General features: G+C 73.1%; 19 protein-coding genes and 1 pseudogene. 6 read left to right on the top strand and 14 right to left on the bottom strand.

The features are described 5' to 3' along the window. Position 1: 1 nt before the first annotated feature. Entirely contained in the window at positions 2–1,123 is a 1,122-nt protein-coding gene (locus ACIPN7_RS20425) for a calcium:proton antiporter (protein ID WP_400546398.1), read from the bottom strand. A gap of 243 nt (positions 1,124–1,366) precedes the next feature. Between ACIPN7_RS20425 and rpsT the strand changes: the two genes are divergently transcribed. Beyond that, positions 1,367–1,627 carry a 30S ribosomal protein S20 gene (gene rpsT, locus ACIPN7_RS20420; RefSeq protein ID WP_026365415.1) on the top strand — a complete coding sequence of 87 codons (261 nt, stop codon included), beginning with the start codon at positions 1,367–1,369 and terminating at the stop codon, positions 1,625–1,627. 230 nt (positions 1,628–1,857) lie between these two features. On the opposite strand, the gene holA is transcribed toward rpsT, so the two are convergent. From holA to ACIPN7_RS20390, 6 genes are all read right to left on the bottom strand, one after another. Beyond that, positions 1,858–2,865 carry a DNA polymerase III subunit delta gene (gene holA / locus ACIPN7_RS20415; RefSeq protein WP_400546395.1) on the bottom strand — a complete coding sequence of 336 codons (1,008 nt, stop codon included), beginning with the start codon at positions 2,863–2,865 and terminating at the stop codon, positions 1,858–1,860. A 45-nt stretch (positions 2,866–2,910) separates the two neighbouring features. After that, positions 2,911–3,750 (bottom strand): neocarzinostatin apoprotein domain-containing protein, encoded by an 840-nt coding sequence (locus tag ACIPN7_RS20410; protein WP_400546392.1) that lies wholly within the window; start codon positions 3,748–3,750, stop codon positions 2,911–2,913. Beyond that, positions 3,750–4,439: a hypothetical protein gene (locus ACIPN7_RS20405; protein WP_400546389.1), complete on the bottom strand. Its 690-nt coding sequence runs from the start codon at positions 4,437–4,439 to the stop codon at positions 3,750–3,752. The genes ACIPN7_RS20410 and ACIPN7_RS20405 overlap by 1 nt, the downstream gene beginning before the upstream one ends. Before the next feature lie 10 nt (positions 4,440–4,449). Next, a complete protein-coding gene (locus tag ACIPN7_RS20400) occupies positions 4,450–5,244 on the bottom strand; it encodes a hypothetical protein (RefSeq protein WP_400546386.1) in 795 nt (264 codons plus the stop codon). A gap of 157 nt (positions 5,245–5,401) precedes the next feature. Continuing rightward, complete coding sequence (locus ACIPN7_RS20395) at positions 5,402–7,900, bottom strand: ComEC/Rec2 family competence protein (RefSeq protein ID WP_400546383.1); 2,499 nt, start codon at positions 7,898–7,900, stop codon at positions 5,402–5,404. After that, on the bottom strand, positions 7,897–8,940 hold the full coding sequence (locus tag ACIPN7_RS20390; RefSeq protein WP_400546380.1) for a helix-hairpin-helix domain-containing protein: 1,044 nt from the start codon (positions 8,938–8,940) through the stop codon (positions 7,897–7,899). The genes ACIPN7_RS20395 and ACIPN7_RS20390 overlap by 4 nt, the downstream gene beginning before the upstream one ends. A 259-nt stretch (positions 8,941–9,199) precedes the next feature. On the opposite strand from ACIPN7_RS20390, the gene ACIPN7_RS20385 reads away from it, so the two are divergent. Continuing rightward, positions 9,200–10,069 carry an alpha/beta fold hydrolase gene (locus ACIPN7_RS20385; protein WP_400546377.1) on the top strand — a complete coding sequence of 290 codons (870 nt, stop codon included), beginning with the start codon at positions 9,200–9,202 and terminating at the stop codon, positions 10,067–10,069. Positions 10,070–10,092: 23 nt separating this feature from the next. Here ACIPN7_RS20385 and ACIPN7_RS20380 read toward each other — a convergent pair whose 3' ends face one another. Beyond that, positions 10,093–10,974 carry a DegV family protein gene (locus tag ACIPN7_RS20380; RefSeq protein WP_400546374.1) on the bottom strand — a complete coding sequence of 294 codons (882 nt, stop codon included), beginning with the start codon at positions 10,972–10,974 and terminating at the stop codon, positions 10,093–10,095. Between the two features lie 94 nt (positions 10,975–11,068). On the opposite strand from ACIPN7_RS20380, the pseudogene ACIPN7_RS20375 reads away from it, so the two are divergent. Beyond that, positions 11,069–12,900 (top strand): annotated as a pseudogene (locus ACIPN7_RS20375) (helicase HerA-like domain-containing protein). Here the strand turns inward: ACIPN7_RS20375 and ACIPN7_RS20370 are convergent. Continuing rightward, positions 12,897–13,841, bottom strand: a complete 945-nt coding sequence (locus ACIPN7_RS20370; protein ID WP_400546371.1) for a LysR family transcriptional regulator — start codon at positions 13,839–13,841, stop codon at positions 12,897–12,899. The pseudogene ACIPN7_RS20375 and the gene ACIPN7_RS20370 overlap by 4 nt on opposite strands. 363 nt (positions 13,842–14,204) lie before the next feature. On the opposite strand from ACIPN7_RS20370, the gene ACIPN7_RS20365 reads away from it, so the two are divergent. Further along, positions 14,205–14,870 carry a DUF4097 family beta strand repeat-containing protein gene (locus ACIPN7_RS20365; RefSeq protein ID WP_400546368.1) on the top strand — a complete coding sequence of 222 codons (666 nt, stop codon included), beginning with the start codon at positions 14,205–14,207 and terminating at the stop codon, positions 14,868–14,870. Positions 14,871–14,894: 24 nt separating this feature from the next. Beyond that, positions 14,895–15,734: an alpha/beta fold hydrolase gene (locus ACIPN7_RS20360; protein WP_400546365.1), complete on the top strand. Its 840-nt coding sequence runs from the start codon at positions 14,895–14,897 to the stop codon at positions 15,732–15,734. A 78-nt stretch (positions 15,735–15,812) separates the two neighbouring features. Here ACIPN7_RS20360 and leuS read toward each other — a convergent pair whose 3' ends face one another. Beyond that, the gene (gene leuS, locus ACIPN7_RS20355) at positions 15,813–18,770 is read right to left on the bottom strand and encodes a leucine--tRNA ligase (RefSeq protein WP_400546442.1); all 2,958 of its coding nucleotides are present in this window, start codon (positions 18,768–18,770) and stop codon (positions 15,813–15,815) included. A 127-nt stretch (positions 18,771–18,897) separates the two neighbouring features. On the opposite strand from leuS, the gene ACIPN7_RS20350 reads away from it, so the two are divergent. Further along, positions 18,898–20,223 carry an alkaline phosphatase family protein gene (locus tag ACIPN7_RS20350; RefSeq protein ID WP_400546362.1) on the top strand — a complete coding sequence of 442 codons (1,326 nt, stop codon included), beginning with the start codon at positions 18,898–18,900 and terminating at the stop codon, positions 20,221–20,223. Between the two features lie 136 nt (positions 20,224–20,359). Here ACIPN7_RS20350 and ACIPN7_RS20345 read toward each other — a convergent pair whose 3' ends face one another. The 4 genes from ACIPN7_RS20345 to ACIPN7_RS20330 all read right to left on the bottom strand — a co-directional run bounded on the left by ACIPN7_RS20345 (position 20,360) and on the right by ACIPN7_RS20330 (position 24,797). Next, positions 20,360–21,031, bottom strand: a complete 672-nt coding sequence (locus ACIPN7_RS20345; protein ID WP_400546359.1) for a vitamin K epoxide reductase family protein — start codon at positions 21,029–21,031, stop codon at positions 20,360–20,362. Positions 21,032–21,077: 46 nt separating this feature from the next. Continuing rightward, positions 21,078–22,307: an MFS transporter gene (locus ACIPN7_RS20340; protein WP_400546356.1), complete on the bottom strand. Its 1,230-nt coding sequence runs from the start codon at positions 22,305–22,307 to the stop codon at positions 21,078–21,080. Positions 22,308–22,385: 78 nt separating this feature from the next. Beyond that, positions 22,386–23,126 (bottom strand): metal-dependent transcriptional regulator, encoded by a 741-nt coding sequence (locus ACIPN7_RS20335; protein WP_400546353.1) that lies wholly within the window; start codon positions 23,124–23,126, stop codon positions 22,386–22,388. Positions 23,127–23,135: 9 nt separating this feature from the next. Beyond that, a complete protein-coding gene (locus ACIPN7_RS20330) occupies positions 23,136–24,797 on the bottom strand; it encodes a metallophosphoesterase (RefSeq protein WP_400546350.1) in 1,662 nt (553 codons plus the stop codon). Between the last annotated feature and the right edge of the window lie 120 nt (positions 24,798–24,917).

Raw genomic sequence — 24,917 nt, 5'->3', positions numbered from 1 at the left:
GTCACGGCTGGACCGAGACCACCAGGAATGCGGCGAGCAGCACCAGGTGCACCACACCCTGGAGGGTCTTGGCCCGGCCCGGCGTGATGCTCAGCATCGCCACCACCACCGAGACCGCGAGCAGCACCATCTGGGTCGGTTCGAGACCGAGCGTCAGGGGACCGTCCATCCAGATCATCGCGACGGCGATGGTCGGGATGGTCAGGCCGATCGACGCCATGGCGGAGCCGTAGGCGAGGTTGAGGCTGGTCTGCACCCGGTTGCGCAGGGCGTTACGGATCGCGGCGATCGACTCGGGCGCGAGCACGAGGAGCGCGATCACCACACCGACGACGGTGTAGGGCAGCCCGGCGGCCTTCACCCCGTGCTCGATCGTCGGGGAGAGCATCTTGGCGAGGAAGACCACGGAGACCAGCGCGATCAGCAGCAGGGCGACGCTGAACCACGCCTCCCTGGCGGGCGGCGGGTCGGCGTGGTCGTCGCCGTCCTCGTCGAGGAGCCCGGTCATCCGGCCGTACTTGTCGCTGGAGACAGGCAGGAAGAAGTCGCGGTGCCGCACGGTCTGCGTGAACACGAACGCCCCGTACAGCAGCAGCGACGCCACCGCTGCGAAGCCGAGCTGGAATGCGGTGTACGCGCCGCCCTCTGCCGACGTCGTGAAGCTGGGCAGGACCAGGGTGACAGAGGCCAGCGCGACCACCGTTGCCAGCGCCGACCCGGTGCCCGAGGCGTTGAAGCTCACCAGGTGGTGCTTGCTCGCCCCCACGAGCAGCGAGAGTCCGACGATGCCGTTGAACGTGATCATCACGGCGGCGAAGACGGTGTCGCGGGCGTACGTGCTCGCGGCGTCACCGCCGCTGCTCATGAGCATGAGGATCAGCCCGACCTCGATCACGGTCACCGCGACCGCGAGGATGAGGGAACCGAACGGCTCGCCGACCCGGTGGGCCACCACCTCCGCGTGGTGCACCGCCGCGAGGATGGAGCCGACCAGCGCGGCACCGATCGCCGTGAGGATCGCAGGGTGCTCGTGGTTGCTCCACGTCGCGACGAGGAGCACCAGGGCAAGGACGGGGACCACCACGGTCCATTGGAAACGGCCCCGAAGTGTCCTGGTACTCATAGCCGGATTCTATGGTGGCTCGTCGGAGGCCCTTCGCGCGCCGGGCCGCTGGTAGCCGGTGTCACACCGCACCGCCCCACGAGAGGCCGGACCCTCTGGTAACCTTGGAGGTCGCGTGTCCGCCCAGGTCGGCGGGCACAGTCGCAGTTCCTCTCCACGGGTCCCCACCCCAGTCCCGGAGTTGCGACCGCCCTCTACGACCTATCCGCTCGCCGCAAGGCGAACACACCAGGAAGTCCACTCGTGGCAAACATCAAGTCCCAGATGAAGCGCATCAAGACGAACGAGAAGGCTCGTCTGCGCAACAAGTCCGTCAAGTCGGAGCTGAAGACCCACGTGCGCAAGGTGCGCGAGGCCGTCGCAGCCGGCGACAAGGAGACCGCGACGGTCGCCCTTGCCACCGCGTCGCGCAAGCTCGACAAGGCTGTCGCCAAGGGCGTCATCCACGCGAACCAGGCTGCGAACCGCAAGTCGGCCATCGCGAAGTCGGTCGCCGCTCTCTGAGCCACTTCGTCGGACGCCGTTCGCCCTCCGGGCGGGCGGCGTCTTTCGTGTACCCGGAAACTGCTGACCTGACGCGGCGCGGGTGCGCTGGCCGCCCGGCGCCGCGCCCCGCCCCGCCCCGCCCCGATGTGCGCTTCTACCCAGTCATTGGGCCCGAAACCGGCGTGGTTTCGGGCCCAATGACTGGGTAGAAGCGCACATCGCGATGGCGCGGGTGCCGCGCGAGCCGGTCAGGCGCGGCGGGAGCGGGCGATCGTCATGACCGCGCGTTCGACGGCGAACACCGTGTCGCGCGCCTCACCCTTCACGTCCGCGTCGGCCTGCGCGACGGCGGAGATCGCCGCCGCGAGCCCCTCCGGCGTCCAGGCCCGCAGGTCCTTGCGGGCGCGGTCGACCTGCCAGGGGGCCATGCCCAGGTCTCGCGCCGACAGCCCGCCGCCCCGCATCGAGGCGACCTTGGCCAGGTTGCGCAGGCGCAGCGCCAACGCCGCGACGATCGGCACCGGGTCCAGGCCGGTGTCCAGCGCATGCCGCAGCAGGGCGACGGCGCCCCCGGCGTCGCCCGCCACCGCGGCGTCCGCCACACGGAAGCCCGTGGCCTCGACCCGGCCGCCGTAGTACCGGTCCACCGTTGCCGCCGTGATGGTGCCCGTGGTGTCCGCGACGAGCTGCGCACACGCCGCGGCGAGCTCGCGCAGGTCGCTGCCCAGCGCGTCGACGAGGGCGCGCACGCCCTCGGCGTCCGCCCGGCGGCGAGCCGCCTTGAACTCCCCCACCACGAACGACGCCTTCTCCGCGTCCTTCGTCACGGGCTCGCAGACCATGACCGGCGCGCCGGAGCCCGTGATCGTGTCGAGCATCTTCTTGCCGCGCTGCCCGCCGCCGTGCACCACGACGACGGTGGTCTCCGTGTCGGGCGCACCGACGTACGCGATGAGGTCGGCCATCAGGTCCTCGGTGCCCGACTCCGTCGAGCGGACCACCACCACCTTGGCCTCGCCGAACAGGGACGGGCTCGCCGCGACCATGAGCTGGCCCGTGCCGTATGTGGCCCCCTCCAGCTCCACCTTCTCGACGTCGGGGTCGCGCTCGCGCACGAGCCGCACCACACCGTCCACCGCACGCTCGGTCAGGAGCGGCTCGGCACCGCGCACCAGCACGACGGGGGCCAACGTGGGCTCGTCCCAGTTCCGGCCGGCGGGAGCGGTGGCGGGACGGCGTCTGGTTGCGGGAGGCACGGACACAGCCTGCCACGCGCCACCCACAGCGGCCGGTCCCGCGCCCTACTCCCAGACGAGGTCGGCCAGGGCGATCCGTCCGCCGTCGGTCCACGCGTTCGCGATCACGCAGGCGCCCTCCTGCCCGCAGTCCGCGGATCCCCCGCCGACGAGCTCGATCTCCCGCACCACGCGGAGCTGCGTGACCAGGGTGCCCGCACGGTCGGCGATCACGCGCTTCCCGTCGTCGTACAGGCAGTTGTCCCCGTCCACGGCGCCGTCGGAGGTGGTGGCGCACTGCACGATCCGGACGGTCGCACCCGCCGCGTAGCCCTTGCCCGTCACCGTGACGCGGCCGTCGTCGGCGTCGAGCTCCCTCTCGGACAGCGCGAGCGTGGGCGCGTCCGGCGGCTCCGCGCCGCCCGGCAGCGGCGCCGGGGCCGCGGCGAGCACCCGGTCCGACAGGTCGGCGACGGCGAGCGCGCAGGGATCGCCCGTGCAGTCCACCTCGGAGACCGAGCCGACGTTGACGAACGCCCGTGCCTGACGGGTCGCGGAGATCCGGCCGCCCTCGTCGGCGACCACCTGCTCGCTGGTCGACATGTCGCACTCGTCGAGCGCGCTCGCCCCCGCCGACGTACCGCCGACGCACTGGACCAGGTACTGGTTGCCGCCCATGAAGCCCGTGCCCCGCACGAGCCAGGCGCTGCCGGCGGCCCGCACGGTGATCTCTGGTTCGGCCGAGCCGTCCGCCTCGCCCGACGGCGACGGGCTCGCCCCGGTCGTCGCCCCCGCCCCGTGGGACGGCCCCGACGTGCTCGGCCCGGTCGGGGCCGCGGTGCAGCCGGCCAGCAGGAGCAGGACCGCGGCGACGGCGGCCACCGGGGCGAGCTGCCGGGCGCGCATCAGGGGTACCCCATGTACACGTCGACGGCCATGGCCAGGCGCCAGCTCCAGGAGTCGCGGTCGCGCATCCAGTTCACCCCTCGTTGCCAGACGTGGAAGTCCTGCTCCAGGTAGCACGCGACGGCGTTGGTCTGGTTCAGCTCGCCCAGGTCCGTCCGGTACTGCCGGGTGTCGTTGGTGCCGGGGCTGCTCGCGCCGACGCGCTGCACGATCTTCGCCGCGCACTCCTTGCCGGCGCTCGACACGTACATGGCGTGCGTGCCGTACCGCGAGGCCGGTTTGCCGGACTCGCAGGACGCGCTGATGGCGTTGGAGTGCAACGGGATGTGCAGGTCCGCCCCCACACGGTTCGAGCTGGCGATGTTCTTCCGCGTGAGCCCGTTGCCCCGGACCACCTTGTAGCCCCGCTCCAGGAGGCTGAGGTGGTCCGTGCTGCCGCCGTTGATGGTCGACATCGCCACCTTGTAGGAGTTGATGTTCTCGCTGAAGCCGTCGCAGCCCGTGTTGTCGTGGCACACGGTGTCCCCGCGGTCGTGGCACGCCTGCGACAGGTAGACCACCTTGCCGTTCCAGTTGTCCGGCACGTAGGTCACGTCGGCGGCCGCCGTCGGGGCCACGGCCAGGAACCCGCCGGCACCCACGAGGAGGACGGTGAGCACCGACACGAGCCGTCGAAGAGTCTTCCGCATCGCCACCCCCTCAGCCGAGATCGATCGGCAGGTCGGTCGACGCACACATGTCGCCGCCCGTCGCGTACGCGAAGGCGAGACAGTCACCGTCGAGCGTGAACTTCACCGAGTCGACGTCCCCGTTGCTGTACGCCGTGAACAGGAGCGCCTGCCAGACGTCGCCCGGGTAGACCCCGGCGTCCGACAGCGCCTGCTCGAACCCGGCGCCGACGTCGACCGTGGCGTGCCCCTTGCTGAGCCGGACCTTCGTGGCCGGCAGGTCCGCGCCCGGCAGGTAGGAGGCCAGGACGTCGTCGACGGCGGTCCCCAGCGTCCGGGACGGACCGCCCTGCGTCGCGCGCGCCGCCCCCGCGGTGAGCTGGACGTCCTTGCCGGTGCCGCAGCCCAGGACCGGCGTGGTCGAGCCGTCCTCGGACCGGGGGCCCTCCGGCACCTCGGGGCACGAGTCGTCCGGCGCCGTGTCGCCCGCCGACTGCTGCTGGTCCAGCGCCGCGCGCTCCTCGCCGGACCTCGGCTCCGCCCCGCCCACGACGACGGTCCAGCCGTCCAGCACCTCCGCCGACTCGTCCAGCCACTCCCCCGCGGCCTCCGGGTCACGCGCGGTGTCGACCCGCACGACCTGGTCGGTCTCGGAGACGTCGGTGACGACCGACTGTTCCAGCAGCTCCTGCTGGAGCTGGAGCTGCGCGCTCGCCTGGTCCCTGCCCGCGGCGCTGAACGCAGCCGCCGGAACGAGCAGAGCCACTGCCGCTGTGACCGCGATGATCCGGCGCTGCCGCCGACCGGTCAGGGTTGATATGACCACGTTGCCCCCTGGTACGTGCTGACGGAACTTCACCCGTCCTCCCCCCACGTTAGGGCCGTGGTCAGGATCCGCAACGTTTCGCGAAGTGTGGCGTTCTCGTGTATCAGTGCCCGTGTGGCCTGCGGCGGGACCGGGCACGCGGCGGGTCGCCGACCGCTCAGCAGCCGGCCAGTGACACCTCCCCTCCGCGCACGACGAGGGCGGCCGTGCCGCACTCGTCGGTGCGCACCACCGTTGCGCCGACGCCCGCGTACAGGTCGAGCGCCTCGTCGGTCGGGTGCCCGTACTCGTTGCCCCGGCCGGACGAGACGAGGGCGACCGCCGGACGCACGCGCTCCGCGAGCGCGCGGGACTGCACCGCCGACCCGTGGTGCGCGACCTTCACGACGTCGAAGTGGCCCGTCAGCGGGACCAGCGCCTCCTGTCCGGCGTCCTCCAGGTCGCCCAGCAGCAGCACGTCCAGTCCTGCGACGCGGGCGGCGAGCACGACGCTCGAGTCGTTGGCACCCGTACCCGCGCCCGCCTGGAGCACCCGCCAGGCAAGGCTCCCCAGGGCTCCCTCGTCGCCCGTGCCCGCGACCCGGACCGGTACGCCGGCGGCGCTCAGCGCGGCCTCGGTCGCCGCGGCGTTCGCGGCCGGCTCCGGTACCGGGGACACGAGCGCCGCGACCACCTCGCGCCCGGCGAGCACGGGACGGAGACCGCCCACGTGGTCGGCGTGGAAGTGGCTGAGCACGAGCAGGTCGACCCGCGTGATCCCGAGCTGGTCGAGGCAGCGGTCGGCGGCGGGCCCGTCCGGTCCGACGTCCACGACCACGGCCGACGTGGGACCGGTCCGCAGCGCGAGCGAGTCTCCCTGCCCGACGTCGCAGGCCGCCACCTGCCAGTCCTGCGGCATCCCCGAGCGGGCCGCGAGGCGGGGTACTGCGAGAGCGACGACCAGCGCCGCCGCCGAGGCCGCCGCGAGGAGCACGAGGAAACGCGCCCGCGTGATGTGCTGTTGCCGGGAGTCCCGGGCCTCGGGCGGGGCGCCGTGTACGACCTCGCGTACGACCTCACGCACGACCTTGCGGAGGCCGGAGCGGGCCGTCACGCGCCACGACTCGGGCCAGCCGCGGAGCGGGTCACGCCGCAGCACGGCCCACAACGCCAGCGCCGTGAGCGCGGCCAGCAGGAGCGCACCGACCGGGCCGCCCAGCCATGGGAGGGTCGCGCCGGGAAGGGCGGCACACCAGTGCGCGACTGCGGCGATCCACCAGGTGGCGCCACTCGCCGCCCAGGCCACGAAACCGGCGGCGGCCGGGAGCCAGGGCGCGAGCACGGTGGCAACCAGGCCGAGCACAGTGGCCGGGACCAGGGCCGGCCCCGCCAGCAGGTTCGCGAGCACCGAGACCGTGGACACCGAGGGGTCGAGCAGCACCAGCACCGGACCGCACGCGGCCTGCGCGGCGAGCGGCACGGCCAGGGCGAACGCCAGGGCCTCCCCCGTCCAGGGGGCCAGCCGCGCGGCCAGCGGCGCCGCGACCAGCACGAGCCCTGCCGTGGCCGCGGCCGACAGCGCGAACCCGAAGGAGCGGGACAGCCACGGGTCGACCACGAGCAGCCCGACCACCGACGCCGCGAGCGCCGGGACGGCCTGGGAGGGCCGGCCGAGCGCCACCCCGGTGAGCGCGAACGCTGCCATGACCGCTGCCCGCAGCACGGCGGGTTCGGGCCGGACGAGCAGCACGAAGGCGAGGGACGCGAGCGCGATGACGAGCACCCTGACCGGCCTCGGCAGGCGAGCCACGGAGCAGAGCAGGGTCAGGACGGTCACGACGACGGCAAAGTGGCCCCCGGACACCGCCGTGATGTGGGACAACCCGGTGGTGCGCATCTCCTCGGACAGGTCGTCCGGGAGCCGCGTCGTGTCCCCGATCGCGGCGCCGGGCACCAGCCCGCGGGCCTGCGGGGACAGCGGGTCGGTCACGTCGAGGAGCGCCGCGCGGTGGGTGTCGAGCACACGAAGGGCGGACGGCGGGGCCCGGATCTCGGCGGTGCTCCCGGCGTTCATGCGGGCCGTCTCGGCCGCGCCGGGGTCGGCGGGGCGCAGCCCGCCCGAGACGGTCACGGTCGCGCCGTACCGGGGCACGGCATCGGACAGTACCTGGACGTGGGCCCGCGCCGCAGACCCGACTCCGCGGGCGTCCACCGCGCGTGCGGCGAGCACCCAGCGGTGCTGCCCGGCGCCCGGGGCGAAGGCGAACGGCTCGGGCTGGGAGACCACGACGCCGACGAGGGTAGCCGTCACGCGCTGCTCGGCCAGCCCGGCGAGCGGTGCGCGGCCCGCGAGCTGGACGTGTGCGGACGCCGTGACCCCGAGGACGCAGGCCGCCGCGAGGGCTGCGTGTGCGACGAGGGCGGTCGTGGCCGGGACGGTCGCGACCGGGGGCCAGGCGGTCACCGCGCGCCGGGCGGTCAGTGCCCGTCGGGGACGAGGTGCCGGGAGCCTGCGACGACCCAGGCCGCTCACCACCGCGATCCCGAAACACGCAGCGACGAGCACAGCCCCGGCCAGCCCTGCCACGAGTCCGCTCCAGCGCTCCCCTGGCCCGGTCAGCACCCACGCGGCGACCCAGACCGCGAGGGCCGCGGGCACCATCCGCAGGTCGGTCATGGCCCCACCCGCGCACTGTCGCGGAGCTCGTCGAGGGTGGCCGGGCCGATGCCCGGCACGTCGTCCAGCTCGTCCACGCTCGCGAACGCACCGTTCGTCTCGCGCCACTCGACGATCGCTCGCGCGATCGACGGTCCCACACCGGGGAGCGCCTCCAGCCCCGCGGCGTCCGCCGTGTTGATGTCGACGGCGCCAACCGTGCCGCCCGCGCTACCCGCACCGCCACCACCACCGCCCGAGGCCGTCGCCCCGCCGGCGCCCGGTGCGACCGTTCCCGGCACCGGCTCCCCCGGCTCCGGCACGTACAGCTGCTCACCGTCGACCACCGCGCGGGCCAGGTTCACGGCCGTCAGGTCGGCCTTGCGGGTCACACCGCCGGCGGCCTCGACGGCGTCGGCCACCCGGGCGCCGGCGGGCAGGGTGACCAGGCCCGGCCGGGCCACCTCGCCGACCACGTGCACCAGCAGGTCGCCGCCCGCCTCGCCCGGGAAGCCGCCCGCGGCGCCGACCTCACCTGACGCGCCCGAGCCGCCCGGTTCCGACGACGGGTCGGACCCGCTCACGACCTCGTTCCCGCCCGCTCCAGGGCTCGCCGAACCGCCGTCCGGGCCCTCGTCGGCAGCGACCGGGGCCAGGGCCTCGACGTCGCCGCCTCGCAACGAGAGCGCCGCCACGCCCAGCCCGAGCAGCAGCACGGTCACGACGGCCACCACCGCCGTCGTGCCGGTCAGGGCCCACCGGCGGGCGCCCTGCTCGGCCCGCGGGTCGGCGGGATGGCCGTGCGCCGCCGCGTAGGCGGCGGCGACGCCCGAGGTGGAGCGCCGGGCACGCAGCCGGGCCACCAGGTCATCGGTCTCGGTGCGGGCATCGTCCCCGGCCGCCGTCGGGACGGCCGGCGACGCGGCCCACGGGTCGTCCGGTGACGGCGGCCTCGGCCCGGCCGACTCCGCGGCGGGCAAGGGTCCGGGGCCGTCGGACCCGCGCACCGGGCCGAACGGCCAGGGGTCTGGGCGGCGCTGCTGCGCGGTCTCTGGCTGCATGTCCCAGGACGCTAGGCGCGCGGCGCACGCCTCGGACGGGTACCGGGGCCCGTCTGTGCACAGGCGTCGAAAAGAGCCCCCTGTGGTCGGGCTCGTCCCCGCACGACGCCGTCCCGAGGGTCCGTCTGCTCGGCCGACGAGTTTCGTCCAGGCGCACCGATGAGTTCGCCCCGGCGCCGTCGTCGGACCTGAGGACCGCATGCGGACCCGAACGGACCCCCAGACCCGGGCCACGCGGCACAGACCAGGAGCGAGCACCATGACCGACAAGAAGACCCACACCCTCGACGTACCGGGCGCCGTGCTGACCTATGACGTGCGCGAGGCCGCGACCCCCACCGACGACCCGACGCTGCTGCTGTTCGGCCTGCCGATGGGCGCCGAGGGCTTCACCACGCTGGCCGGCCACTTCACCGACCGCACCGTGGTGACCTACGACCCGCGCGGCGTCGAGCGCAGCACGCGCGCGGGCTCCGACATGCCGGTGATGGCGAACCACGCCGACGACGTGCACCGGATCATCGAGGCCGTCGGCGGCGGCCCGGTGGACCTCTTCGCCACCAGCGGCGGCGCCGTCGTGGCCCTCGACCTGGCCGCGACCCACCCGGAGGACGTGCGGACCGTCGTCGCGCACGAGCCGCCGCTGCCCAGCGTGCTCCCGGACCGTGCGGCCGTGGTCGCGGCCATGAAGGACATCCACGACACCTACCAGGCGAAGGGCTTCGGCGCGGGGATGGCCAAGTTCATCGCGCTGGTCATGGCCGCGGGTGAGCTCACCGCGGACTACGCCGCCCAGCCTGACCCGGACCCGGCCCTGTTCGGCCTGCCCACCGAGGACGACGGCGCGCGCGACGACCTGCTGCTGGGCGTCAACATGCTGACCCTGCCCCCGTACGAGCCGGCCTGGGCGACCCTGAAGGCGGGCACGCCCGAGATCCTGATCGCGATCGGGGAGGACACGGGCGAGGAGCTGACCGGCCGGTCGTCCCGCGCGACGGCGGCACTGCTCGACGCCGAGCCGGTCGTCTTCCCCGGGGGCCACAACGGGTTCGGCGGCGGGGAGTACGGCCAGCCGGCCGACAAGCCGGTCGAGTTCGCGGCGAGGCTGCGCGAGGTGCTCGCGCGCTGACCCGAGCGTGTGGTCGCCGCGCGTCAGTGAACGTGGTCGCCCAGGTCCGCGACGACGACGGCGAGCGTGCCCGGGCCGACGTGCACGCCGAGGACCGCGCTCAGCGGCGTGACCTCGACGTCCGCACGCGTGCGCGTGTGGAGGCGGCCGGCCAGGGCGAGCGCCCGGTCGTGCGCACCGAAGTGGTGCACGGCGACGACGGGGCGCTCCGCCTCGGCGACGAACACGGCGGCCTGCTCCAGCAGCCGTTCGGCGCCGGCCGCGCGGGTGCGCACCCGCTGGGCCAGCTCGATGGCGCCGTCGGACAGCCGCAGGATCGGCTTGACGCCCAGGACGGTGCCGAGCGCGGCCGCCGGGCCGGACAGCCGCCCGCCACGCCGCAGGTGCTCCAGCGTGTCGACCACGAACACGGCGTGGGCCGTCCCGGCGACCTCCATGGCCCGCGCGGCGACGTGGGTGGCGTCGGCCCCGGCGGCGGCGCACTCGGCCGCGGCGCGGGCCGCGAAGCCGAGGCCCGCGGCCGCCGTCCGCGAGTCCACCGCGCGTACCTGCAGGGGCGACCGCGCCGCGGCGGTGCCCGCCGAGCCGACCGTGCCCGACAGGGCACCCGACAGGTGCACCGAGACGACCGACCGGACGCCCTGCTCACCGAGGTTGCGATAGACGGCGGCGAACGCCTCGGGCGACGGCTGCGACGTGGTCACCTGCTCGCCCTCGGAGACGAGCTCGGCCAGCCGGTCGGGCGTGATGTCCTCACCCTCGGCATAGGCCTCGTCGCCCACCAGGACGCGCAGCGGCACCACGACCGGGCCGCCCGGCAGTCCGGCGGGCAGGCAGGCGGTCGAGTCGGTGACGACCCGCACCTCCTGGGGTGCCGGGCGGGAAGGACGACGACGGTTGCGCATGACCGCGACACTCTATCCGTGCGGGGAACCCGACGGCGAAACGCCCGGGAGCCTCCCCGCGCGCGGTACCAGGGGCCGACCTAGCATCCGAGACATGCCCGATGCATCGACGCCAGATCTCGCCGCTCTGCGGGAGGCCGCCGCGGCGGCCCAGAAGGCCCTCGAGGAGGCGGAGCGGGCGACCGCACCCGCGGCCCCCGAGACAGGCGACGAGACGGGCGACGAGACGAGCGACAAGACGGGCGACGAGGCGGCGCCGTCGGCCGCCGGGACGAGCGAGGCGGAGCAGCCACCGCCGTCCGCCGAGAACCAGCCGGCCCCGAGCGGGACGCCCCCGCAGGGCTACGCGGCCGAGGTCGCAGCGGGCTACGCCGCGGAGGCCACGCTGCCGCTGGGCGCCCTCCTGGAGGGCGAACCGGGCGGCGAGGCCACCCCGAACCCGCAGGTCCAGGTGGGTTTCGCGCTCTCCATGCTGAACCGACACGGCCTGGTCGCGGGCGCGACCGGTACCGGCAAGACCAAGACGCTGCAGGGCATGGCCGAGGGGCTGTCCCTGGCCGGGGTGCCCGTCTTTCTCGCCGACGTCAAGGGCGACCTGTCCGGCCTGGCGCTGCCGGGACCGGACAACCCGAAGGTCGCGGCGCGCGCGGCCAGCATCGGGCAGGACTGGACGCCCACGCGGTACCCGGTCGAGTTCTACTCGCTGGGCGGACTGGGCAAGGGTGTCCCGATCCGCACGACGGTCACCGACTTCGGGCCGCTCCTGATGTCGAAGGTGCTGGGCCTGAACGAGACGCAGGAGTCGAGCCTGACCTGATCTTCCACTGGGCCGACAAGAAGGGCCTGGCGCTGCTGGACCTCAAGGACCTGCAGTCGGTGATCGCGCACCTGACCTCGGACGAGGGCAAGGGGGAGCTCAAGGGCATCGGCGGTGTCTCCGCGGCCACGGCGGGCGTCATCCTGCGCGAGATCGTGGGGCTGGAGGGGCAGGGCGCCGACGTGTTCTTCGGCGAGCCCGCGTTCGCGACGTCGGACCTCATCGCGACCAAGGGCGACCTCGGCGTGCTGAGCGTGCTGGAGCTGCCCGCGGTGCAGGACCGGCCGCAGCTGTTCTCGACCTTCCTCATGTGGCTGCTCGCGGACCTCTTCCAGGACCTGCCCGAGGTGGGCGACGTCGACAAGCCGAAGCTCGTGTTCTTCTTCGACGAGGCGCACCTGTTGTTCACGGACGCGTCCAAGGACTTTCTGCAGCAGGTGGTCCAGACGGTCCGGCTGATCCGGTCCAAGGGCGTGGGCGTCTTCTTCGTGACGCAGTCGCCCAAGGACGTGCCGTCCGACGTGCTGGCCCAGCTCGGCAACCGGGTGCAGCACGCGCTGCGCGCCTTCACGCCCGACGACGCGACCGCGCTGCGGGCAGCCGCGCGCACGTTCCCGAAGTCGCCGTACGACCTGGAGCGCCTGCTGCAGGAGCTCGGCACCGGCGAGGCGGTGGTCACGGTGCTCACTGAGAAGGGCGCGCCGTCGCCCGTCGCGTGGACCCGGGTGCGGGCGCCGCAGGCCTCGATGGACCCCGCGGGTGACGCGGAGATCGATCGGGTGGTCGCGGCCTCCCCCGGTCAGGCGAGGTACGGCACGGCGGTCGACGCGGAGTCAGCGTTCGAGCTGCTCCAGGCGCGGGCGCAGGAGCAGGCCGCGGGGCAGGCGGCCGCGGCGGGCGAGGCGTCCGCCGCCGAGGACGAGCGGGAGCTCGCCAAGGAGCGCGCCCGGCTGGAGAAGGAGGCGGCGACCCGCGAGAAGGCCGAGGCGCGGCACAAGGAACAGGCCGCGCGCGACCGGAACCGCGTCGTGGGCTCGCTCGCCAGGACCGCGGGCACGGTCATCGTCCGCGAGCTGACCCGCTCGCTCTTCGGCACCCGCAAACGCTAGGCGGGCGGGGTGTCCGTGTCGTCCGGGCCCGCGTGCGCCCGGGCAGGGGTGTCGGGGTCGGCACGGGAGTCGGCCGCGACGACGGCGAACGCGCGGACCAGCGGGTTGGTGTTGCTGGTGAGCCAGGCGAACGCCCATCGGCAGTACGGGGCGTCGCGAACCGGGACGTAGACCAGGTTCCGGCGCGCGTAGTAGTCGGCGGCCTCGGTCGCCGCGGCGATCACCGCGTGTCCGCTCGCGACCACCTTGAGCTCGTCGTCCCAGCTGGCGACGAGGGGTCCGCGGGCGATCAGCCGGCCTGACGGCGTGCGAAAGGGCTGGAAGGTCTCCTCCATCGATGCGGGGATCGGCGACTGGTGCGACACGAACGTCAGGTCGCCGTAGTCCTCGAGCCTGATCGAGGTGCGGTCCGCGTACGGATGGTCGGTGGCCATGACGACGACGATCGGCGACGCGTGGGTGATCTGACCGACGGTGATGTCCGGTTCGCGGACAGGCAGCCACACGTGGGCCACATCGATCTCACCGGCCCGCAAGGGGCTGAGCGGGTCGATGGTGTTGAGGTCCCGGTGGTTCAGCCGGACGGCGGGGTGGCGGGTCCGGAACTGATCGATGATGTCGTCGATCATCCACCCCTGGATGCCTATGGTGCCGACGGTGAGCGTGCCGGAGACATCACGCGCGGCGACGGCTGACGCTTCCTCGATCCCGTCGATCATCTGCTGGTAGGCGGGCCGGAGAGTCCGGTAGAGCCGTTCGCCGAGCGGGGTGAGCGCGACGGTTCGGGAGGTGCGTTCGAACAACGGCGCGCCGATGCGCCGCTCCTGCTTCTTGATGACGTGGCTGACCCGGGACGAGGTGACATGCAGTCGTTCAGCGGTGCGCCCGAAGTGCAGCTCCTCCGCCAGCGTCAGGAAGATCTCGATGTCTCGCAGCTCCACGGTTCCTCCTGATCATGCCTCGGATCGAGAACCTAACGGTCGTCGCCACGGTGACACAAAGCGCATCGATGACCGCGTGGACAACGCAGCCGTGCCGAACTTGTCGTTGATCACCCCTCGCCCGCCGAGCAGGCTGTGGCGGGCCGCAGCGAACGGCTCGCTCTGTCGCGACGTTCACGCTTCCATCATTGCAACACGATGACTACGGGCGTTGCGTTAGATTCACACCGTGTGCAACGAATTATGGGTGTTGACCTGCACATATACCGCCGCCACGCAAGAATACAGTTGCCCAGATCGTGAATGCAACGTAGCGTTTTCGATATCAGAAACAGAAGCCACCACCGAGCCCAGGAGCAGACCATGCAGAGCTTCACCACTCCCCGTCCCATCACCACCGTCCTGGACATCCCCGCCGGGCGCATCCAGCTCGTCGCCGCCGACCGGACCGACACCACGGTCGAGGTGCTGCCCGCCGACGCCGGCAAGAGCCGCGACGTCAAGACCGCCGAGCAGACCACCGTCGAGTACGCCGACGGCGTCCTGCGGATCACGACGCCGGTGAAGCACCAGGTCCTGGGCGCCTCCGGGGCCGTCGAGGTCACCGTCCACCTGCCCGCCGGCTCCGCTCTCCAGGCCAAGGCCGCCGGCGTCGAGCTGCGTGGTGTCGGCCGTCTCGGCCGTGTCGCCTTCGACGGCGCCCTGGGGGCCATCGACCTTGACGAGGCCGACGACGTCCGCCTGACCACCCAGGCCGGCCACGTCACCGTGGGCCGCCTCACCGGTCCCGCGACGGTCACCACCATGCAGGGCGACATCCGCATCGACAAAGCCGTACGCGGGGTCCTCGAGCTGGCCACCCAGGCCGGCGACGTCACGGTCGGCGCGGCCGCCGGGGTGTCCGCCGTGCTCGACGCGGGCACGACCCTGGGCCGGATCAGCAACTCCCTCAAGAACAGTGCGGGTGCTGCCGACCTGACCATCAAGGTCACCACCACCCAGGGCGACATCGACGCCCACAGCCTCTGACGCGACGAAGGCCAGGAGAATCCCATGACGAAGAACAGCAGCCCCTCGATCGACTCGACGTGGTCCGGCCTGGTGCCGGTCGACGACACGACCCTGGCCGTGACCGACACCGGCGGCACCGGCATCCCGGTCATCTACCTCAACGGCCAGTTCGCCACCCAGGGCTACTGGCGGCGGGTCCTCGCCGACCTGGGCACCGGGTGGCGACACATCACCTACGACGAGCGCGCCCGCGGCAAGAAGTCCGGCACCTCGGCCGACTACTCCTTCGAGGCCGCCGTCCGCGACGTCGACGCCGTGCTCGCCGCACGAGGCGTGGACAAGGCAGTCGTGGTCGGCTGGTCCTACGGGGCGTTCGTCGCCGCGCACTGGGCCAGCCGCAACCCCGACCGTGCCCTGGGCGCGATCCTGGTCGAGGGCGCGCAGCCGCACGACTGGCTCGACGACGCCATGGAGCAGCGGATCCGCAAGCAGTTCCGGCAGATGAGCTGGTTCATGTCCCTGCTGCGCCCGACCGGCCTGACCCCACGGCTGACCGCCGCGGAGATGGCGGAGTGCAACATCGAGCTCGGCAAGATCGCTCGTGCCCGCGAGCTGGGCCCGGTGCTGGACCGGATCACCGTCCCGACCCGGTACGTCGTGGCCTCGGGATCGTCGCTCGGCAGCCATGGCGACGAGCAGGAGAAGATCCGCGCCAGCCTCGACGCGGTGACCGTACGCAACCCGAACATCAAGATCACCGCGAAGGTCGCCAGCAACCACGACGCGATCCTCAAGAAGGACTTCCGTACGGTGGCCGACGCCGTGCGGGAGGTCGCCGCCCTCGACCGCGAGAACGCGCCGAAGGAACGTTCAGCGGACTGAGCATGACGACGCCTCCCCGCCGTCGTCCGCCCCGGCAGGGTCGCGCACCGGACATGGTCCGGTGCGCGACCCTGTCGGCTACGCGGGGACGATGTTCACGAGCTTGGGGGCCCGGACGATCACCTTGCGGACCCCGCGGCCGTCCAGGAACTTGACCACGTTCGGCTCGGCCAGGGCCGTCGCCTCCAGGTCCTCCGCGGAGATGTCCGGGGCGACCTCGAACTTGGCCCGCACCTTGCCCTGCACCTGGACCACGCAGGTCACGGTGTCCTGTACGAGGTACTGGTCGTCGGCGGCCGGGAACGGCGCGTGCGCCAGCGACTCCTCGTGGCCGAGGCGGGACCACAGCTCCTCCGCGATGTGCGGCGCGATGGGCGCCGTCATGAGGACGAGCGGCTCCACGGCCGAGCGCGGCACCGCCGACAGCCCCGTGAGGTGGTTGTTCAGCGTGATGAGCTTGGCGATCGCGGTGTTGGGCCGCATGTTCTCCATCTCGAGGCGCACGTCGGCGATCGCGCGGTGCACGGCGCGCAGGGTCGCGGTGTCGGGCTCGTCATCGGTGACGGTGAGCTCACCCGTCTCCTCCGAGACGACGTTGCGCCACAGCCGCTGCAGGAACCGCTGCGACCCGACGACGGCGCGGGTCTCCCACGGGCGCGACAGGTCCAGCGGGCCCATCGACATCTCGTAGACGCGGAACGTGTCGGCACCGTACTGCTCGTACATCTCGTCGGGCGTCACGACGTTCTTGAGCGACTTGCCCATCTTTCCGTACTCACGGTTGACGGGCTGGCCCTGCCACGTGAACCCGGTCTGCTCGTCGCCCTCGACCTCCTCGGCCGGGACGTACTGGCCGCGCGAGTCGGTGTAGGCGAACGCCTGGATGTAGCCCTGGTTGAAGAGCTTGCCGAACGGCTCGACGCCCGTGACGTGGCCCAGGTCGAAGAGGACCTTGTGCCAGAACCGCGCGTACAACAGGTGCAGCACCGCGTGCTCCACGCCGCCCACGTAGAGGTCGACGCCGCCGGCCGGGCCGGACGTCGGGTTGTGCTGCGGCCCCAGCCAGTACTTCTCGAGCTCGGGCAGCGCGGCCGCCGAGGTCTCCGCGGGGTCGAGGTAGCGCAGGTAGTACCAGCACGACCCGGCCCAGTTGGGCATCGTGTTGGTGTCGCGGCGGTACTTCTTGGGCCCGTCACCCAGGTCGAGAGTGACGTGCACCCAGTCGTCGTTGCGACCCAGCGGCGCCTCGGGCTCGGAGTTCGCGTCCTCCGGGTCGAAGGTGCGCGGCGCGTAGTCGGGCACGTCCGGCAGGTCCACCGGCAGCATCGCGTCGGGGATCGCCACCGGGCGGTCGTCCTCGTCCCACACCACCGGGAACGGCTCGCCCCAGTAGCGCTGGCGGCTGAACAGCCAGTCGTTGAGGCGGTAGGTGGTGGTGCCCTCGCCGATGTTCTTGCTCTCCAGCCACGCGATGATCTTGGCCTTGGCCTCGACCACGCCCAGGCCGTCGAGCGAGATCTCGTCGTTGGCGGACCGCACGGCCACGCCGTCGCCCGCGTACGCGCCGGTGTGGTCCTCCGGCAGCCCTCCGGTCGGCTCGACCGTGTGGATCACCGGCAGGTCGTAGGCCTCGGCGAACGCGAAGTCGCGCTCGTCGCCGCCGGGCACGGCCATGATGGCGCCGGTGCCGTAGCCCATGAGCACGTAGTCGGCGGTGAAGACCGGGACCTGCAGCCCGCTGACGGGGTTCACGGCCAGGTGGCCGGTGAACACGCCGGTCTTCTTGCCGGCATCGGCCTGCCGCTCGACGGCGGTCTTGGCGGACGCCTCGCGGCGGTAGGCGGCGACGGCCTCGACCGGGGTGTCGTACCCGCCGGTCCAGACGGAGCGCGTGCCGTCGGGCCAGGCCGCGGGGACCTCGTCCAGCAGCGGGTGCTCCGGGGCGACCACCATGAACGTGGCGCCGAACAGCGTGTCGGGGCGGGTGGTGAAGACCTCCAGCGAGCCCGCCGCGCCGGCCGGGTCGCCCTCGGCGGTGCCGACGACGTCGAACCGCACGTTGGCGCCCGTGGACCGGCCGATCCAGTTGCGCTGCATCGACTTGACCTTCTCGGGCCAGTCGATGAGCTCCAGGTCGTCCGTGAGGCGGTCGGCGTAGGCGGTGATGCGCATCTTCCACTGGCGCAGGCTGCGCTGGAAGACCGGGAAGTTGCCGCGCTCGGACCGGCCGTCCGCGGTGACCTCCTCGTTCGCCAGCACGGTGCCCAGGCCCGGGCACCAGTTGACCGGCGAGGAGTCGACGTAGGCGAGCCGCTGCGCGTCGATGACGTCCCGCTGCTCCGGCTCGCTCAGCGCGGACCAGACGGCGCCGCCGGCGTTGTCACCGTCGTGCCCGGGGACGCGCCGCGTGCCCGCGGCCAGCTCGGCACGCAGCTCGGCGATGGGGCGCGCCCGGCCGCGGCCGTCGCCCGCCCCCGTCACGGGGCCGGGACGCTCGGCGTCGGCGTCGTACCAGGACTCGAAGATCTGCAGGAAGATCCACTGCGTCCAGCGGACGTACTCGGGGTCGATCGTCGCGAACGTGCGGCGCGAGTCGTGGCCCAGGCCGAGGCGGCGCAGCTGCCTGCGCATGTTGCCGATGTTGGCCTCGGTGGTGGTCCGCGGGTGCTGGCCCGTCTGGACCGCGTACTGCTCAGCGGGCAGGCCGAAGGCGTCGTAGCCCAGCGCGTGCAGCACGTTGTCGCCGCGCATGCGGCGGAAGCGCCCGGTCACGTCCGTGGCGATGTAGCCCAGCGGGTGGCCCACGTGCAGACCCGCACCCGAGGGGTACGGGAACATGTCCATGATGAAGTACGGGTCGCCCGCCGCCGGGCTCCCGCCCGGCCCCGTAAGTCGCCCCTGCGGGTTCGCCGCGTGGAACGTGCCGCGCTCCTCCCAGATGTCCTGCCAGCGCAGCTCGATCTGCTGCGCGAGGGTCGGGGTGTAGCGGAAACGGGGCTCGTCGGGAGACGTGGTGCGCTCGGGTGCGTCGGGCATGGTCACCCGCCCGAGTCTACCGACCGCGCGGGTGCGCGGCCCTCGCTCGTCCACAGCCTCCAGGGTTCATCCGACATTCGCCCCCACCTCCCCCGAAGTTCGCCCCCTGGGTGCTCGAATTGCCCGCATGATGCCCTCGTTGCGAAAGATCCTCGCCACCAGCATCGCCGCCGCGACCGTGTGGACGGCGTCGACCGCCGCCGCCGCGCCGCTGCCCGACGACGACGCCCGGGGCGGCCCCGCCGCCCGTGCCGATCACGTGATCCTCCTCGCGCTGGACGGGTTCGACGTCGACTACCTCGACCTGGTCCGCGACGGCGCCGGCTCCCCCGGCACGGTCGAGATGCCGAACCTGCGCGCGCTCCTGCGCGAGGGCAGCGTCACCACCTCGACCGGCGTGATGACCTCGATCACCAACCCGTCGTGGTCCTCGGTCGCCACGGGCGCGTGGCCCGCGACCCACCACAACACCGCCTACTGGTTCGACGCCGCGAGCAACACCGCGCGCGGCCAGCAGCGCGACCTCGCCGTGCCGACCGTCGCGGAGTCGATCCGGGAGCAGGGCGGCACCGTGTTCTCCGCGCAGTGGTTCATCCTGCAGAACCACGGCGTCACCTTCGGCGACCCCGACGCGCTGTACACGCAGCCCGGCGGCGACTGCGCGCGCCGCACCGACGACGTCGTGTCCGTGCTGCGCGGCGAGCCCGTCAGCTCGAACGGCCAGCTCGTCACGACCAGCGGCATCCCCGACCTCATGACGGTCTACTGCGACACGCTCGACGCGATCGGGCACGACGGCGGCGACGCCGACCCCCGCATCCCCGGCGCCCTGGAGGACATCGACCGGCAGATCGGGCGCATCGTCGCCGCCACCAAGGAGGCGGGCGTCCACGACAGCACGGCGTTCGTCATCACGGGCGACCACGGCATGACCACCTTCGACAAGGGCTTCGCCGCCGAGGGGCTCGCGGCGATCGAGGCGGCCGGCTTCACCCCGCAGGTCCTGACCAGCGGCCAGTCCCCCGCGCCCGGCACCGACGTCGTGATCGTCGTGGGCGGGGTGGCCGACGTGCGCCTGGTCGGCGAGCGGGCCGGCGACCGCGCCGCCGTCCGCCGCCTGGAGCGGGCGCTGACGGCGCTGCCGCAGGTGCGCAACGTCTTCGACAAGGCCGACCAGCGGCGGCTGCGCATGAGCCCGAACCACGGCGACCTGCTCGTGGAGCCGGAGCCCGGCTGGTCGTTCGGGGCCACACCCGCCGACCCGGCCGGCCGGCACGGCGCGACCACCGAGCTACGTATCCCGCTGGTGCTCGCCGGTGCGGGCGTGCGGCCCGGCGCGCACCCGCGCAGCCCGCGGCACGTCGACGTCGCACCCACCATCTCGGCGCTGCTGGGCTACGCGCCGCCGTCGGGCAGCGAGGGCCGGGTGCTGCGCGAGGCCCTGCGCCGCTGAGCTGCGACCCCGCAGGACGGCAGCAGGTACGCGAACGGAGTGTGTTGCGGTGCGTGGACGATGCCTACGCACAGCAACACACTCCGCGGACGGACCGTCTCCCTGGAGGCGCCGGCACCTCGGCGTCACGCCATGCTCAGAACGACGCGACCAGGTCCCCGCCCACCGCGATCATCAGCCACGCCACGGCCGCCACGTAGCCGATGACCAGGATGATGTGCCGGTTGCCCACCATGACGCTGCGCAGGCCGGCGCTCGCGGGCAGGTCGCCCGACTGCACGCCGCGCACCAGCTGGTACCAGAGCAGCGGCCACATGATGGTCCACACGACCATGCAGTAGGGGCACAGCGCCACGATCGCGTAGAAGCTGGTCCACATCAGGAAGAACACGAGCGCCTGGCCCAGCACCGTGCCGGCCAGCAGCGTCATCCAGTACCAGCGCGGCAGGCGGGCGCCGACCAGCAGCACCACGCCCGTGGTGATCACCACGGGGAACGCCGCGACACCCAGGTAGGGGTTCGGGAAACCGAGCAGCGCGCCCTGCCACGACGACATCGCGGCGCCGCAGTCGACGAACAGGTTGATGCTGCAGGACGCCGTCCGGTCCGGGTCGAGGAGCTTGAGGTACTTCTCCCAGGCCAGGGCGAAGGAGGCGGCGAACCCGACCGCGCCCAGCACCACCAGGAGCAGCGCCACGGCCCGGCCGCCCAGCGGCTTGGGTCCGTACGCGGCGACCTCGTTCTCGCCCTCCGGCGAGCTGTCCATCGAGCTGTCCGACGACGTCGTGGTCGCCCCGGTCTCAGTCACCCGCACTACGCTACCGGCGCAGTCTGGGACATTGCTGAGACCCGGGTCACAGTGCGGTCTCCGCCGGCTGGTGCACGACTCGCTGCCGCCCGAACGCCACGATCAGCCCGAGACCCAGCACGGTGACGACGGCGCCGGCCCACGCGGGCGCCAGGTAGCCCCAGCCCGCGTCGATCACGACGCCGCCCAGGAACGCTCCGGCGCCGTTGGCCACGTTGAGCCCGGCGTGGCACAGCGCGGCACCCAGCGACGGTGCGCCGGGCGCCAGGTCCATGAGCCGGGTCTGGAACGCGAGCCCCAGCATCTGCGAGGTGACGCCCAGCAGGAACAGGGAGACGAGCGCGGGCACCACCGAGGCGCCGGTCAGCGCGAACAGCACGAGCGAGACCGCGGTGGCCACGAAGCCGATCAGGACCGCCCGCAGCACGCCGCGGTCGGCGAGCCGCCCGCCGATCTGCGTGCCGACCGTCATGCCCACGCCGAACAGGGCGAGCACCCACGGCACGGCGCCGCCGGGCAGGCCGGTCACGCCCGTCATGGTGGGGGCCACGTAGGTGTAGACGGCGAACATGCCGCCGAACCCGATCGCGCCGGCCACGAACGCGAACCACAGCGGCCCGTTGCGCAGGGTCGCCAGCTCGGTGCGCACCGAGCGGCCCTCGCCGCCCGCGCCGGCCGGGATCAGCCGCCAGAGGCCCAGGAGCGTGGCGACGCCCAGCACGCCGATCAGCACGTAGGAGACACGCCAGCCGAACGCCTGGCCCACCCAGGTGGACAGCGGCACGCCGACGACGTTCGCGATGGTCAGGCCGGTCATCATCGTCGCGACCGCCCGCCCGCGCTGGGCCGGCCCGGCCACGGCGGCCCCGACCGCGGCGCCGACGCCGAAGAACGCGCCGTGCGGCAGCCCCGCGAAGAAGCGCCCGACCACGAGCCACCCGATGTCGGGCGCCGCGGCGGACAGCACGTTCGCCACCGTGTAGAACCCCATCAGGGCCAGCAGCAGGCGCTTGCGCGACATCCGCGCCGCGGCCACGGTCAGCAGCGGCGCCCCGACGACCACGCCGAGCGCGTACGCGGTGATGGTGTGCCCCACCTGGGGGTCGGTGGCGCCGAGGTCGACGCCGACGTCGGGCAGCAGGCCCATCGCGGCGAACTCGGTGGTGCCGATGGTGAACCCGCCCACCGCCAGCGCGACGAGCGCGGGCGCGGCGCGGCGCATCGAGCCGGTGGCCGGTGCCTGGTCCGGGGCGTTCTGGGGTGCACTGCTCGCCATGAGGTCTCCGGAAGTGTCGTATCGATTCGGTCTACCGTCGACGACACCGGCGACGAGCAAGAGGGAACGGGGAGCAGACTACTCCTGCGCCACCCACACGCGGGAGGCCGCCAGCAGACCGAGATCGGCCACGCGCTCGTCGGCGTCGGCCGCACCGACGCCGACCGCCGCGCCGTCGGGCCCGGGAGCGGGCAGGCACGTCCAGGCGACGGCGACCGTCCCCGCGAACTCGCGCCGCGTGGTGACCTCCACGCGGATGTCCAGGTCCAGGCCCAGCTCCGCGAGGTACCGCAGCGCCTCCGGGTCGGCGTCGGAGATCCGCACCACCGTGCCCGCGTCGCCCGCGTGCATCGACGACAACGGCACCGCGTCGGGCCGCACCACCGTGCCGTCGGCGGACGGGATCGGGTCGCCGTGCGGATCGCGCGACGGGTTGCCCAGCCGAGCCGCCATCCGCTCCACGAAGACGTCCGAGACCGCGTGCTCCAGCACCTCGGCCTCGTCGTGCACCTCGTCCCACCCGTACCCGAGCTGTTCCACGAGAAAAGTCTCCAGCAGGCGGTGGCGGCGCACCATCACGAGCGCGAGCCGGCGGCCCTCGTCCGTCAGCCGGATCGCGCCGTACCGCTCGTGCTCCAGCAGCCCCTGGCCGCTCAGCCGGCGCACCGTCTCGGACACCGTGGACGCGCCCACGCCCAGCCGGTCGGCCAGATGCTTGGTGGTCACCTTCTCGTCCGACCACTCCTGGGCCGACCACACCGCCTTCAGGTAGTCCTGGGCGACGGGCGTCAGCTCAGCCGGGTCGGTTGTGGTCTCCACACCCCGAGCCTAGTTGCCCGACGCCGACGACGACCGCGCCGGACCGGCATCCGGTACGTCGCCCGGCGCGTCGTCGGGCACCTCGTCCGGCAGCGGGGCGGGCTGCGGGACGGCCTGACGCTCGCTCACGGCCGCCTCCCCCTCCGGTGTCACCTCGACGAGCTGCCAGTCCACGAACTGCCGCCGCTCCGGGTCGAACCGCAGCACCGTCATCTGGGAGGTGTCGCGCAGCGGCCCCACCGAGGTGTTCCCCTTCGTGGCCCCGCCCGTGCTCGCGTTCACGTACCGCACGCCGTAGCCCACCACGTCGGGGCCGATCCGCTTGTGCATGTGCCCCGAGATCTGGAACGGCACGCAGCCCGACTCCAGGGCCGCGTCACCGACGGCGGGCTGGTGGATCATCAGCAGGTCCACCCGGTCCTCCTCGGTGAACCCGCCCAGCCCGGCCTCCCCGGCCGCCTCGCACGCGACGTCCCGCAGCCGCTCCCCGGCCTCCTCGGGCGTCTCCTCGCGCGCGATCACCGTGCCGCCGCCGATCCGCGTCTCCAGCGGGTCCCGGTCGCCCAGGATCCGGACCCCCTCCACCTCGACGATCTCCCCGTCGAGCACGATCTGCCGGTTGGCCAGCTCGGTGGCCGTCGTCAGGCGCGAGTCGTGGTTGCCGTCGGAGACGACGAACGGCACGCCGTCCGGCACCGCGGAGGCGAACGAGTCCACGCAGACCGACTCCACGCTCGTCCCGTTGATCGTGGTGTCCCCGGCGTTGAGCATGACGTCGGGCGCCAGCCGGTCCGCGAGGTCACGGATGAGCGGCGTCATCCCCGTGTTGCAGTGCAGGTCGGAGACCAGCAGGAACGTCACGTAGTCCGGCTCCCCCGGGCTGCCCGACGGCGTCGGCTCCTGCTCCGCCGCCTCCTGCTCCGCGACCCGGGCGTCCCACGCCGCCATCAGCTTCTCCCGGGCACCCGCGTAGAACACCTCGTTGGCCTGGTACGTCTCCACCAGCTGGCTGCTGTACGTGTCGATCACGCCCGCCAGCCGGCCCGTGATCCGCGCGCCCTCCAGGGCCGTTCCCGCGAAGACCGGCGAGGCCGGCAGCGCGGCCCGCTCCTCGGGCCCGGCGCTCGCCGTGGCGGTCGCGGCCACCAGCACGACGACGACGCCGGCGGCGGTGATCTCCCAGGTGCGGGACGCGAAGGTGCGGGCGAGCTCCCGCCGTCGGGCGGCGCCGAGCAGGGCCCGCAGGCCGAACGCGACACCCGCCAGCACCACCGCCGCGGCGGCCGCGCCGCGGAGCGCGTCCCAGACCAGCGCCCACGCCACGGTGCGCACCGTGCGTTGCGGGGTGTCGAAGAACTGCAGGTACCCGTCGAGGTCCCCCGCGAGCGCGTCGAAGCTGGCCGCGTCCACGGCAGAGAGGTCCGTGGGGATCTCGTGCACCGTGATCCGCACCCCGAGCGTCAGGGGCAGCGGGGAGTCTGTCACGACCGTGCCGAGCGGGCCGAGGTCGGCGACGATCTGGTCGTCCGCGGTGACCGCGTAGGTGGCCTCGTGCGGGCCGAGGCTGAGGTCGGCTCTCGCCGTCGTGATCCCGAACATCAGGCAGAACAGGGCAGCTGCCGCTCCGGCAAGGGTCCAGCGCAGCCAGCGGGGCGGGTTGGGACGACTCATCTCCTCCACCTTTTCATGCGTCCGCCGTGCTCACCCGCCGCCCGGGCGGCCGTCGGCGCGGCGGGCACCGGCGGACCCGCAGGGACGGCACGATGGGGCCGTGTTCGTCCTCGAGTCCGT

Source organism: Promicromonospora sp. NPDC090134 (assembly GCF_044746965.1).
Classification (GTDB): domain Bacteria; phylum Actinomycetota; class Actinomycetes; order Actinomycetales; family Cellulomonadaceae; genus Promicromonospora.
Note: the sequence above shows the minus strand (reverse complement) of the source record. Positions and strands in the feature narration are given on the sequence as shown.